We start from the raw sequence: 13,241 nt of genomic DNA, 5'->3' as shown, positions 1-13,241 counted from the left end.
CGTATCAAGGCAGTTTTTTTGTTTAGCTTGTTAAATTCTCACAGCAAATAACTTTGTAGGATAAAATAATAAGATATAAATTATAAAGCAAGCCCTAACGCCTTTTCACGCTGATCTGAGATTGTTAAATAAGCCGTAATCCATTCTAAAACTGCTTTGATCTTATGCGATTGTCCCGAAGAAACAGGATAAGTCACATAATAGCTGCCGCGACCCTTTGCCGCATAATCCCACGCCATGACTAAAGCGCCTGATTGTAGCTCGGGTTCAACCAAACGCAACGGCACCAAGGCTATACCATAGCCCAGTAAGGCGGCAGAAATGCAGGCATGAAAAGTCTCAAAACGCGGACCTACAAAGGTGCCATCGACGCTGATATCTTGTTGCTTAAAATACTCATACCACGCACTTAAACGCGAGCTTATTTGCAATAATACATAGTCATTTAAACACTTGGCACTCGGTGTTTTATCTTGCAGATACTGCGGCTGACAGACCGCAACGCAGTATTCATCGAACAATTTTATGGCCTCCATATTGCCCCAAATGCCATCACCGTATAAAAAAGCAATATCGGCATTTTGGTCTTCAGAAAAAAACGGCCCTGCCAGCTCTTTGATATCTAAATTAATGAGCGGATATTCTTGACTAAAGCCACTGAGCGCTGGAAGCAACCAACGGGCACAAAATGTCGGATGCGAGACTATTTTCAGCAGTTCAGTATTACTGCTATGCGACATCAAATTGGTGGTCGCCACCTCGATATGTTTTAAAATCTCTAACACTTCAAGATAATATGACTTGCCAGCAGGGGTCAATGAAATCCGGTGCGGCGTCCGATAAAACAAAGACAGGTTTAGCATCTCCTCTAGCTGCGCCACTTGCTTACTGATGGCGCTTTGGGTCATGTGCATCTCTTGCGCGGCATTGGTAAAACTCAAATGACGGGCAGCGGTCTCAAAACATTGCAGCGCCGTCGTCGATGGATATCGTCTAAAGGCTAATGGTTTATTGGTGTCTGTTTTCATAGATTGCTTTTCTTTTATTCCATCTTATTAAAATATCAATAACTCTTTAAAATCACGTTATCAGGCATCCCTAGCCGATGGCGTCATCATACCTATATTCAAGCTTAAATAGCGATACCTCACTATAAGCACTATGTAACTGACACTGATGTCATCGTCTGATTTACTTAAGCATGAATTTGACAGTCCATGTAATTGTTCAGTCGATGCAGTCGCTAATTTTAAAGACTCTCGTACAAAAAATACCATCAATTCCTGATAAAATAGTAGGGTCTGATGATAGGCTCTGACATACCGCAACTGACTTGCTATCTTGCCCTCCTCTTTTTCATCATTACGACCTATGCCGCCGTTATTCTTAAACTTATGAATTATTTTTCAGCTAATTTGCACTATTAGCGCCTTCTTTATTTGTATTGGATCATATGAAACATAACCTTGAGGTGAGCGCAAATGCTCGCCGAACTCAGTATTTTCAAGTATTTTTGATGGGCGTCAGCGCCTTTATTATGAATACCACCGAATTTGTCCCCGTTGCCATATTAAGTGACATCGCCCAAGATTTTTCCATCACTACGGCTGAGACTGGCTGGATGTTGACACTGTATGCGTGGATTGTCGCGGCGATGTCATTGCCATTGATGCTACTTACCAGCCGATTTGAGCGTAAAAGCTTACTCTTGGGCTTATTTGTGGTATTTATTGCCAGCCATGTATTGTCCGTATTTGCTTGGAGCTTTGATGTATTGCTGATTAGCCGCGTGGGTATTGCACTCTCGCATGCGATATTCTGGTCCATCACCGCAGCGATTGCGATACGCGTGGCGCCAGAAGGCAAAAAAGCACTGGCACTTAGTGTACTTGCGACCGGTACTTCACTAGCGATGGTGCTTGGCGTGCCATTAGGGCGCTTGGTCGGTCAATGGTTTGGCTGGCGGGCAACCTTTGGCGGTATTGGCGTGCTTGCTTTTATCGTGTTTATCTTGCAAGCAAGGCTATTGCCGACGCTACCAAGTATGTTCGAAGGCTCATTTAGAAAAATCCCAGAACTGCTCAAAAACCCTTTATTGGTCTGTCTGTATCTGCTGATTTTACTGGTCTTTACCGCCCACTATACTGCTTATTCTTATATCGAGCCTTTTATGCGCCAAGTCGGCGCCGTTAGTGAAAACGCCGCGACGGTTGTATTGCTATTATTTGGAGTAGCAGGGATTGCAGGCAGTGTTATTTTTAGCCGTTGGGGTGATCGTTTTAATACCAGATTGATGCTGATATCTATCATATTAATGCTGTTATCTATGCTGGTGCTCTTATTTGCCGTGACTTCTATCTGGGCGCTGAGTTTCATTGCATTACTGTGGGGCGCGGCGCTGATGCTGCTGATTATCTCTATGCAAGCCAAAGTCATCATGGTCGATGTCACGGCGCAAGACATGCTGATGTCGATGTTCTCAGGCATTATTAACTTAGGCATTGGCGCCGGTGCGCTGTTTGGTGGTTATGCCGTAACGCATATTTCAATATCAAGCGTAGGCTATGTTGGTGCCGCTATCGCCAGTGTGTCACTGCTACTGATGTTATTTATGATAAAGCGCTTTCCTGAATTAAGCTGAAGACTTGGTTAGCTAAAAACTTGATAGTAAATAAGCATAAAAAATGCCAGCCACTTAAATAGGCTGGCATTTTGCTTTCTCGTTCATTTAAAAATAAGAAATAAGCCACCCATTTAAAAATTCACTTTACCGCGCAAGGCTTTTGTTTTGCCGCGCTGGGTCTTTTGATCCACGCGTTTACGCTTAGCATTTCTGCTAGGTTTAGTCGGCTTTCTGGTTTGATTGACATGAGTGGCTTTTATAATAAAGCTTTGCAGCCGCTCAAAGGCATCTATCTTATTGCACTCTTGCGTACGAAACTGCTGCGCTTTGATGACCAGTACGCCTTCTTTGGTGATTCGGCTGTCTTTACTGTCTAATAAACGCTGCTTAATGACATCACTCAGGCTTGAGGCATGGATATCAAAACGCAGATGAATCGCAGATGAGACTTTATTGACATTTTGCCCGCCAGCACCCTGCGCACGTATCGCGCTAATTTCTACTTCATTGTCATTAAGGATAATGGTATTACTAATAAAAATCATAGAGCTCTTTTTAAATCATAAATAAGTATGATGAATAATAAACCATTATTTGCTTACCTGCTACTTCGTCAATAACTAATCTAATAGCTGAAGACTACGCTCAATCACTGGCGCGTCTACCATTTGACCATCTATCTCAAACACTGCCTGTCCACTGCGCTCATACTCCTCAACCACACGCTGAGCAAATGATAGCTCACTCTCTGTCGGCTTAAGGGCGCGCTGCACAACAGCCACTTGTTTGGGATGAATACACAGCATTCCTGACATACCCATCTGTGACCATAAACTTACTCGGGCGCTTAGTCCTATCTCATCATTAAAATCAGGATAAACAGTATCAATCGGTGGGGACAATTGGTGCACTTTTGAAGTTAGAATAAATTGATAGCGGATTTGATTGGCGATGACATCCGCAGCAGGCGTACCTACTTGTACCCGCAAATCATTGCATAAATCTAAAAAACCATAACTAAACGCGGCTAACCCAACTGCTTTTGCCATACTATCGAGTTGATACAATCCAATGGCATTCTCAATCAAGGCAATTACAGAAAAATTAGTAAGCTGGTGCACGCTCTCAATATCTGATCCTTGCTCAGCTTTAGCTAGTAACACGCCAGCTAAATTTGGCATTTTTTGACAGAGCACTATATCTTTGAAAAATTCTTCGCTACCTGCCTTATTGATACGCACCCAAATCGGCTGATAATCTGCACTATCATGATATTGTTGTAATGCTTTTCGGGCGTCTGCTTTATCTTCTGGCGCAACAGCATCTTCTAAATCGACAATAACCGCACCTGCGCCACTAGCAAAGGCTTTCGCTACTCTGTCGATGCGAGTCGCTGGCACGAATAGCCATGTTTTATTTTGAGAAATTATATTTATTTTATGATTGATCACTGAATTCATGCTTGATTCCCATATTATTCAAGTAGCTGTTAATACCTTTATTATGCCACTATATTGCTGATCCCCATTCAAAATTAGCCATTCATTCTATAGCACAAAACTAAGGCTACTTAGATATTCAATCGAAAATCAAATCAAAAAAAACTGCCTGGAAATAAATCTCATGCAGTTCTTAATAGTAAATTGTTTTTTAACTTGTATTCTAAGTCTTCTAACTGGCTAAGCCAACATACCACCATCGACAACGATAGTCGCGCCCGTGGTATAACTTGATGCATCAGACACTAGATATAATACCGTGCCAGCCATCTCGTCAGGATCCGCAACACGTCCGAGTGGAATAGCATGTAGTGCCATTTTTAACACTTTATCATTAGTCGTCAAAGCAGAGGCAAACTTGGTATCGGTTAGACCCGGTAGTAAAGCATTGACGCGGATATTGAGTGGGCCACATTCTTTGGCAAAAGCTTTAGTCATGCTAATAACAGCTGCTTTGGTGATTGAATAAATACCTTGCTTATCGCCAGCTACTAAACCATTGACCGATGCAGTATTCAAGATGACACCGCCACCTTGCTCTTTCATCATTTTGCCAGCAGCAGTCGACATAAAGAAGTAACCGCGAATATTTACCTCAACCGTCTTATCAAAAGCGGCTAAATCCGTATCTAAGATATGACCATAATATGGGTTGGCTGCAGCGTTATTAACTAAGATATCGATTTGGCCAAACTCGCTTTTGATATGCTCAAAAATCGCATCAATCTGTGCCATCTCGCCCACGTGGCAAGCAAAGGCACTGGCTTTGTGACCATCTGCGATGATGCTATCCGCGACTTCTTGGCAAGCATCAATCTTACGGCTAGAGACGATCACGTGCGCGCCTCTTGAAGCCAATAAACGAGCAATAGATTCGCCAATACCGCGGCTAGCGCCAGTAACCAAAGCAACTTTACCGGTTAAATCAAATAAATCTTTCATCATTGTTCCTTATATTTTTATCAACTTTATATTTTTATCAACTTTATATTTTCAATCATTCTTGAGCGCTGAATTCATCTATCCAAAACAGGTATCTAAAATTGGATAACTAAACGCAGGTAATCGCTGTCATATCTAACAGCGATTATTGAGCACCAACGAATTGAATAATAAGCGCTCAATTGTCACGGTTACGCTAGCATACCACCATCAAGTGTAAAGGCATGACCGTTCATAAAGGTACTCTCATCGCTTGCAAGCCATGCAATTGCGGCAGACACTTCGTTAACGTCTCCCAAACGACGCATCGGACTGGCCTTAACCGTTGCTTGCTGCGTACGCTCATCCATCGTTGCCATGGTATTGCGTACCATTGGCGTATCGATGAAGCTTGGGCAGACCGCGTTAAAACGAATATTGGCGCGCGCGTACTCATGGGCAGCGGACTTGGTCAGACCCATAACACCATGTTTAGCCGCGCTATAGGCTGAGATCATCGGTGCTGAACGCAAGCCAGCAATAGATGCTACGTTGATCACATGACCACCACCATTAGGTAGCATACAGTTGACGGCGGCGCGCATACAGTGCCAAACACCTTTTAAATTCACGGCGATATTGCGATCAAAGTCCTCATCGCTTAGCTCATGCATCGGCGCAGGCTTATGGTCGATACCAGCATTGTTTACCACCACATCTAGACCGCCAAGCGTTTCCACTGCAAAGTCGAACAACGCACGTACTTCATCACCGCTGGTCACTTCTACTTTTTTAAATACGACACTGTTGCCAGCGTCTTGAGCTTGCTGGGCAACCGCAGCCCCCATCTCTTCTGCCATATCACCGATCACGACTTTTGCGCCGCGACTGGCTAGTAATAGCGCGCTTGCTGCACCGATACCAGAGGCACCGCCAGTAATCAAAATTCGTTTGCCCGTTACATCTGATGCAATTCCGTTTGTATTCAGTGTCATGATCTATCCCTCTACCTTAAGTACCAGTTTGCCGAAATTCTCACCTTTAAAGAGCATCATCAAGGTATCTGGGAACGTCTCAATACCTTCAACGATATGGTCTTTTACTTTCATATCACCTGACTGAATCCAGCCAGCGATGTCTTTCATGGCGACTGGATATTCTTTGATATTGTCAAAGACAACGATGCCTTCCATACGAGCACGATTGACCAATAATGATAAATAGTTCGATGGGCCTTTGACTTCTGTGGTGTTGTTATACTGACTAATCGCACCGCAAATAACGATACGTGCATGCAGGTTTATTTGTGTGAGCACGTCATTCAGGATATCACCGCCTACGTTGTCAAAGTACACATCGACGCCATCAGAACAGGTTTTCTTCAGGGCTTTTTTCACATCTTCGTTTTTGTAGTCAATCGTTGCATCGAACCCAAGCTCATCGACTAAGAATTTACATTTCTCAGCACCGCCCGCGATACCAACAACACGGCAGCCTTTTATTTTGGCAATTTGACCAACTAAGCTACCAACGGCACCAGCAGCGCCAGAGACAACCACTGTCTCGCCCGCTTTTGGCTGACCTGTTTTTAGCAAACCAAAATACCCTGTCATGCCCGGCATACCCAATACGCCCAAGTAATAAGACAATGGCGCCAGTTTTGGATCAACTTTATACAGATTAGCACCATCACTGACGGCATAGGACTGCACGCCATCGTGACCTGCGACATAGTCACCAACGGCAAATTTCTCATGCTTACTTTCAATCACTTCGCCTACCGTACCGGCGCGCATGACTTCACCAATCTGTACTGGTGCGATATAAGATTTGGCATCGTTGAGCCAGCCACGCATCGCCGGATCGATAGAGATGTATTCAACTTTAATCAGTAGCTGACCATCGGTGATAGTCGGAATTTCTGTCTCGGTATAATCCCAAGTCTCGGCACTAGGCTCGCCTACTGGTCTTGCTTTTAATCGCCATTGTTTATTCATTTTTGTCATGTCTCTTTCCTTAGAGTTGTCCTTAGAACCAGTCTGTTTGCATATCAGTGCAAACCGAGTTGGTATTGGTTAATAATTCGATGTCGCGTTTAACTAATGGTAATTCCCAATCAATGAAGTATTTGGCCGCTTGTATCTTGCCTTTATAAAAATTCTGTTGCTCAGCATCTTGCGTGGTACTTAATAGCTGCTCAGCTTTACTCGCTTGACGAATCCAAATCCAGCTCAGCACAATCGAGGCAAAGATATTCATGAGTGCTTGCGCGTTGCCCGTCAATGTCACTGCTTCTTCGGTTTGTAGAACTTTGCTGAGATGCACCAATACTTCATGCAAGTGACCCATGTAAGGCATCAGCTTACCTGCAAGTTGGGCGCTCTCAGGTGTAGTGATACTTTCCAAATCTTGTGTGATTTCACGTTTTAGGATTTGAATGCCCAGACCACCTTTTTGCCACAACTTACGAAATGACAAATCCAATGCCTGCACACCATTCGTGCCTTCATGGATGGGGTTCAGGCGATTGTCACGCCAGAACTGCTCAGCCTGATACTCACGCGTATAGCCTGCACCGCCCAATACTTGGATACCTAAATCATTGGCTTTTGGCCCATACTCAGATGGCCATGCTTTTAGTACTGGCGTGAGCAGGTCTAATAACTCTGTTAGCTCATTTTTTAGGGTTTCGTCTTCACAAGTGTTGATACGGTCAATCAGGTTTGAGCCATATAGACATAATGAAATGCCGCCTTCAGAGTACGCTTTTTGCGCCAGTAGCATGCGCTTTACGTCACCATGATTGATGATGGCAGTTGCCGCATCTTCAGGCTTGTTGTTCGGGGCGATTCTACCTTGCATTCTGTCTTTGGCATAATCAAGTGAATACTGATAACCACGATAGCCCACCATTGACGCGCCAAAACCGACAGCAATACGCGCTTCATTCATCATTTTGAACATATAGCGCAGGCCGAAATGCTCTTCACCGATCAGATAACCATAACACTCGCCTTCGTCACCGAAGCTCAATGCCGTCGACGTCGTGCCTCTATAGCCCAGTTTATGAATGAGTCCTGTTAAATGTACGTCATTGCGTTCGCCGACCGATGCATCCTCATTTAAGCGATACTTGGGCACAGCAAATAAAGAGATACCTTTGACGCCGCCCGGACCGCCCGGCACTTTGGCCAATACGAGATGGAGGATATTGTCAGACAGCTCATGATCGCCGCCTGAGATATAAATCTTGCTGCCTTTGACGCGGTATGAGCCATCGTCTTGTTTTACCGCAGTGGTTTTGATATCAGCAAGTGACGAACCTGCATGTGGCTCGGTTAATGCCATGGTTCCGGTGAATTCACCTGTCAGCATGCGCGGCATAAAGGCAGCTTTAATCTCATCGCTAGCAAAATGTGAAATCACATTAATCGCAGCAGTGGTCAAAAATGGATAAGCGGTGGTTGAAGGATTGGCAGCCATAAAATAACCTGCCACGGCCGTCATCACTGTCTCAGGCAACTGCATACCGCCGTCTTCAAAACTATAACGACCAGCGATAAACCCTGACTCGCGGAATGCATCAAAAGCCACTTTTACATCGCTTATCATGCTGACTTTTTTGCCATCAAACTGTGGCTCATTCTTGTCTGCTACGTGGTTATGCGGCAAAAATAACTGGGTCGCAATTTTATTAGCCGTATCCAATACAGCATCAAATGTTTCGCGGCTATGCTCTGCAAACTTAGCATGCTTGGTTAAATTTTCAGTGCCCAATACATCATATAATTGGAACGGTAACTCAAAGTCATTGATTAGCGTATCTGCTGCCATAGTATTCTCGTTAACTGATTAAATTTGGTTATCAATCGATATTAATCTAATTTAACGCCTTACCGTATTGTCATTTATGACATAATTATGGTCAAATACGACATAAATAGCGTTTATATTTCGAGAATTCAGATAAAAAATTGATATTTTTGGTCAGAAAATTAAATTGTGCTTAGCACCGCGAAAGGAGAATAGACATCCATGCCCTACTTCAAACCCTTCAAAGTCATCATCATTGGATTCGATGGTGTGCTCGGCAGTGCATTGACAGGTGCATTAGATTTATTCTCATTTACGGGTGTCAGTTGGCAACGATTTTTAGATGAGCCAGTAGAGCCAAGATTCAACGTGCAGATAGCAAGCGTTGGTGGCGTGGATATCAGATGCAGCAACCGCTTAATCATGCAAGCGCACTGCGATATTCAGGACGTGGCCGAGTGCGACTTGCTATTGATTCCGACGATTGGTGATTCAATTGATAAGACACTGAGCCAAAATGCAGATTTGATACCCCATCTAACGCGGTTGGCAGACACCAAGTCAGATATAGCCAGCAACTGTAGCGGTGCTTTCTTTTTGGCAAAAGCAGGATTATTAGATAATAGAATCGCCACCACGCACTGGGGTTACGCCAGTAAATTCAAGGCAGATTTTCCACTCGTTGACTTACAAGAGAACCAGTTTGTCACTCACTCAAAGAGCAAGTCAGAAAGCCAGTCGGGTAATATATTTTGTGCGGCGGGTGGTAGTGCATTTTTTGACTTAGGATTGTTATTGATCGAGCGCTATTGTGGACATGAGATTTCTACACAAGTAGCCAAAACCCAAATTATCGATAGTAAACGAGGCAGTCAGAACAGCTATACCAATGTGACCTTGCACAAACCTCATTCAGACCAACTGATCAAGCAAGTACAAGAATTCATTGAGGAAAATTTTTATCAGACTATTCAGGTGAGCGGGTTGGCTGCCATGGTCAATATCACCCCGCGGACGCTAAACAGACGCTTTCAGTCTGCTGTTGCTATGCGCCCGATTGAGTATATTCAGGCCGTCAGAATTGAGCAGGCAAAACGCCTTCTAGAGTTAGGCGATGTGACCATAAAATCGCTTGCCGATAAAGTAGGTTATGATGATATCTCTTCATTCACGCGTCTATTTAAACGTGTGACAGAGCTGACGCCTAAAGAATATCAAGATAAGTTTTCGCGGTTGGCTATTTAAAAAGGACAGTGATTAACGTTTAAGCATTTTGCCACAAACCTTCTACTTGGATAGCATTAACCTTAATAGTTGGGTAATCGGTAAATGCTAACTGATAGCCGCCATTTGTATTAGGTATAAGCTGGCAAGTTGCTCCTAGCGGAAAGCTGTATTTTTTGCCGATATGACCAAAAGGCATGCCGCTATAAATCGGTAATCCTGTCAGCCGATGCAATTGACGAATCACCGTAGCCACATCATAACGCTTGTCATAACTGTCCTCCCCTGTACCAGACAGTGCCCCAAACACAATCGCTTGCTGACCTTTAAACGCATCAGCTAAATACAAATCATATAACATGCGCTCGATACGATAAGGTTGCTCGCCCACATCTTCTAAGAACACAATGCCGCCGTCAATACGTGGTATATACTCACTACCTGCCAGCGCTGATACCACGCTTAGATTGCCGCCCCAAATAGTGCCAGCTATCATTTTTGGCGCGCCATTTGTCAAAATACTCGGTAAATTTGGACTGGTTAAAGACGTGTCTGATATGTTGATAGTGAGGTTGGGATTAGTTAACGACTCAACAAACTGCCGACAGCTGATCTCATCAGGTTTGGCTTTGCCAAATTCACTATAGAGCATCGGTGCTGCGAGTGAGCTCATCGCTCCTTTTGCCAATAGCGCACACTGAATAGCAGTCACATCACTAAAGCCAGCCAGTATCGTGCCGCGCTCCTTCATAATACGTCCTAGCGTCGACCAATCAACCATCGGCAACAAACGCATGGCACCATAGCCGCCACGCACACCCAACAACAGCTTTGGAGCGGCTATCGCACCCGTAGCGATATTCTGTAAGTCACTCGCTCGCTGCGAATCCGTACCAGCAAACCGTAAATACTGACGATTGGTAATTGCAGGATTGTTTACTTTAAAACCCGCACAGGCCATACGCTCCAATGCCAATTGATTGCGGTCATCGCTACCCCCAACATTGGAGCTGGCAAACAGCCGCGTCTCAATCGTTGGCGTAATACAGCGTGTCTGCGTGAGTGACGGCTGTGAGGATGAACGCTCACCCAATAACGCGGTCGGCAAATCATCCTTGGTGAGCTGCGGACTATTATTAGGGTCGATAGGGCTGGCGGCAAATACCTGAGAAACACCTTGCGTGGCCAATGCCGCAGTACCCGCACTGACACCTACTCGACGCAAAAACTGCCGACGACTTAGCCCAGATGGCGTTTCAACCGTTGCATGACCATTTTTGTTTCTATCATCTGTTAATAACTGACTCTTAAAAACCATCTCTCTCTGCCACCTTATCATTTTTATTTTGATATATTTTTAACCCATCTTTATTTTTGTAATCTACTTGCTTAAACCACACAGCAGCATATTGTAAACACTTTTTTGGCTATGATAGTTGCCTAACCCTTGCCACTATTTAATTTTTCGCCATGCTAGCCATGATACACACCAAAAACCTAGCCCTATTGGCACATTCCGCGACTTTGTTGTAGTATGAGAATACCGATTTAGGTTAAATAAGGATAATAATAATGGCTGAGAAAGCGATTGATAAACAGAAAAAAGAGGACATATTGGACACCGATTTAGAGTACCTCATTAACGAAGAAGAAAAACTGCAAGAAAAGCTAGAAGACAGTAGCCATCTTGAGCGTTTTGCCAAAGATTTGATGCTATTCATGAGCTTGATTAAAGACTATTATCAAGGAAACTATCGCGATATTCCCTATAAAACCATTTCAGCAGGTGTGGTTGGACTGCTCTATACTCTCAATCCAATCGATATCATTCCAGATTTCATACCTTTTATCGGTCATATTGACGATGCGCTAGTCCTCACCTTTTGCTTGAAGTTGGTCGAAAAAGATTTGCAAAAATATCAAACTTGGAAGAAAAAACAAACCGCTACTGACTTAAAGAAAAACAAGTAACTTTGTACAAGCTAGCATCCTGAAATGATCGTTATAAAAAATGATCGTTATAAAAAGCCACGACTGACAATCAATGTATCAGCCGTGGCTTTTTTATTCATTAATAGCAATTATTTATGTGAGTTAATCTGGAACATCATAACGCGCTTTTTCTGGATTGAGACCGAACGAATAGACAAAGGTTGCAACGAGGCTATTGATAATAATAAACGGCAAATCGATAGCAGCATGCCCAAGCGCATAGCGACCAATCAGCCACGAGACAATCAGCATAATAATAAAGAAACCGCCTAAGTACGCCAAAATTGCAGGATGCTTTAGATTGTAAGGTTGCTCAGGTTCAGGCTTCTTATCAAGTACATAGGTTCTGATTGCCCAACCCGCTGCATAAGAAAATCCGCCCAATACCACGTAACTAAAAAAATTCATATTGCTTAACTCTAATGACATACGGTTTATAGCAAAACACTGTTTAAAATAACACTATCGATCATAAATTCTGTTTATGAGCCGTGCTTGCTTAAAGGCTCTCATCAACATTATCAATCACAATATTGGCATGTGGATTGGCTAAAATATCGGTATTAACATCATCACACTCGACACGATAGATGGTATTGGCACCGCGATAAATATAGGATAAGTATTCACTATCTAACAGTGGATCGATATTGGCATAGGCAGGCTTAACATGAGCCAGTACTAGCACTCGATCAGGACGCCCAATGACCGCATCGACATTGTCAGGGTCAATAGAGAAAAACTGCGGAATTTCGCTATTTTCAATCACTTCTAGCGGCTCAGCGTCATCCCAAACGCGCTTCGCACTTGCAGGCTCTTTCATCTGCATCACCCACGAGCCATCCTGTTGACTGATTTTTATTTGGGCAGGCTCGTCATGACTAACCGTGTAACAACCTTCAAAAACCGATAAGTCTGTCGCCGCTTCGACCGATCCAGTATCAGCTTGAATGTTGCTATCGTTACAAGCACTTAAAAATAGCGCGCTGCCCACCGCTATGCCGACTGGTAAGCACATCAGCCTTTTATAAAAAATGTTTGAGCGTAAGGACATAATAGGGTTATCCTGCATTCATGCATTAAACTTTTATGAAAATTGTCTTTAAAAAAACTATCTTTAAACAGTGATGATGACAATCTTGCGATTAGCATTATTTTTTAGGGCGTGT

The 13,241-nt window shown here is 43.6% G+C and carries 13 protein-coding genes; 3 read left to right on the top strand and 10 right to left on the bottom strand.

Annotation, left to right across the window (positions count from 1 at the left end):
• Positions 1-80 precede the first annotated feature (80 nt).
• Positions 81-1,028, bottom strand: coding sequence for a LysR substrate-binding domain-containing protein (locus B2575_RS09245; protein ID WP_296241542.1), 948 nt, complete (start codon positions 1,026-1,028; stop codon positions 81-83).
• A gap of 425 nt (positions 1,029-1,453) precedes the next feature.
• Here B2575_RS09245 and B2575_RS09240 point away from each other — a divergent pair, with 425 nt between their 5' ends.
• The gene (locus B2575_RS09240; RefSeq protein WP_296241538.1) at positions 1,454-2,641 is read left to right on the top strand and encodes a sugar transporter; all 1,188 of its coding nucleotides are present in this window, start codon (positions 1,454-1,456) and stop codon (positions 2,639-2,641) included.
• A 113-nt stretch (positions 2,642-2,754) separates the two neighbouring features.
• On the opposite strand, the gene arfB is transcribed toward B2575_RS09240, so the two are convergent.
• The 6 genes from arfB to B2575_RS09210 form a co-directional block, all read right to left on the bottom strand.
• Positions 2,755-3,168: an alternative ribosome rescue aminoacyl-tRNA hydrolase ArfB gene (arfB, locus tag B2575_RS09235; RefSeq protein ID WP_296241536.1), complete on the bottom strand. Its 414-nt coding sequence runs from the start codon at positions 3,166-3,168 to the stop codon at positions 2,755-2,757.
• A 75-nt stretch (positions 3,169-3,243) separates the two neighbouring features.
• Positions 3,244-4,083, bottom strand: a complete 840-nt coding sequence (locus tag B2575_RS09230) for an HpcH/HpaI aldolase/citrate lyase family protein (RefSeq protein WP_296241534.1) — start codon at positions 4,081-4,083, stop codon at positions 3,244-3,246.
• Between the two features lie 219 nt (positions 4,084-4,302).
• Complete coding sequence (locus B2575_RS09225; RefSeq protein ID WP_296241532.1) at positions 4,303-5,067, bottom strand: SDR family oxidoreductase; 765 nt, start codon at positions 5,065-5,067, stop codon at positions 4,303-4,305.
• A gap of 188 nt (positions 5,068-5,255) precedes the next feature.
• A complete protein-coding gene (locus tag B2575_RS09220) occupies positions 5,256-6,038 on the bottom strand; it encodes an SDR family NAD(P)-dependent oxidoreductase (protein ID WP_296241531.1) in 783 nt (260 codons plus the stop codon).
• 3 nt (positions 6,039-6,041) lie between these two features.
• Positions 6,042-7,049, bottom strand: a complete 1,008-nt coding sequence (locus tag B2575_RS09215; RefSeq protein WP_296241529.1) for an NADP-dependent oxidoreductase — start codon at positions 7,047-7,049, stop codon at positions 6,042-6,044.
• Between the two features lie 22 nt (positions 7,050-7,071).
• On the bottom strand, positions 7,072-8,877 hold the full coding sequence (locus B2575_RS09210; protein ID WP_296241527.1) for an acyl-CoA dehydrogenase: 1,806 nt from the start codon (positions 8,875-8,877) through the stop codon (positions 7,072-7,074).
• 201 nt (positions 8,878-9,078) lie between these two features.
• Between B2575_RS09210 and B2575_RS09205 the strand changes: the two genes are divergently transcribed.
• Positions 9,079-10,101, top strand: a complete 1,023-nt coding sequence (locus B2575_RS09205) for a GlxA family transcriptional regulator (protein WP_296241525.1) — start codon at positions 9,079-9,081, stop codon at positions 10,099-10,101.
• Positions 10,102-10,120: 19 nt separating this feature from the next.
• Here B2575_RS09205 and B2575_RS09200 read toward each other — a convergent pair whose 3' ends face one another.
• The gene (locus B2575_RS09200; RefSeq protein WP_296241523.1) at positions 10,121-11,398 is read right to left on the bottom strand and encodes an LD-carboxypeptidase; all 1,278 of its coding nucleotides are present in this window, start codon (positions 11,396-11,398) and stop codon (positions 10,121-10,123) included.
• A 254-nt stretch (positions 11,399-11,652) separates the two neighbouring features.
• Between B2575_RS09200 and B2575_RS09195 the strand changes: the two genes are divergently transcribed.
• Positions 11,653-12,051, top strand: a complete 399-nt coding sequence (locus B2575_RS09195; RefSeq protein ID WP_296241521.1) for a YkvA family protein — start codon at positions 11,653-11,655, stop codon at positions 12,049-12,051.
• Positions 12,052-12,174: 123 nt separating this feature from the next.
• On the opposite strand, the gene B2575_RS09190 is transcribed toward B2575_RS09195, so the two are convergent.
• Both B2575_RS09190 and B2575_RS09185 read right to left on the bottom strand, forming a co-directional pair.
• Positions 12,175-12,480, bottom strand: coding sequence for a hypothetical protein (locus B2575_RS09190; RefSeq protein ID WP_045445540.1), 306 nt, complete (start codon positions 12,478-12,480; stop codon positions 12,175-12,177).
• Between the two features lie 91 nt (positions 12,481-12,571).
• Positions 12,572-13,126, bottom strand: a complete 555-nt coding sequence (locus B2575_RS09185; RefSeq protein ID WP_296241520.1) for a hypothetical protein — start codon at positions 13,124-13,126, stop codon at positions 12,572-12,574.
• Positions 13,127-13,241: the final 115 nt, after the last annotated feature.

The sequence above is a fragment of the Psychrobacter sp. UBA6739 genome (assembly GCF_002453835.1).
GTDB classification, from domain to species: Bacteria; Pseudomonadota; Gammaproteobacteria; order Pseudomonadales; family Moraxellaceae; genus Psychrobacter; species Psychrobacter immobilis_A.
This window is presented reverse-complemented; position numbering and strand designations above follow the sequence as displayed.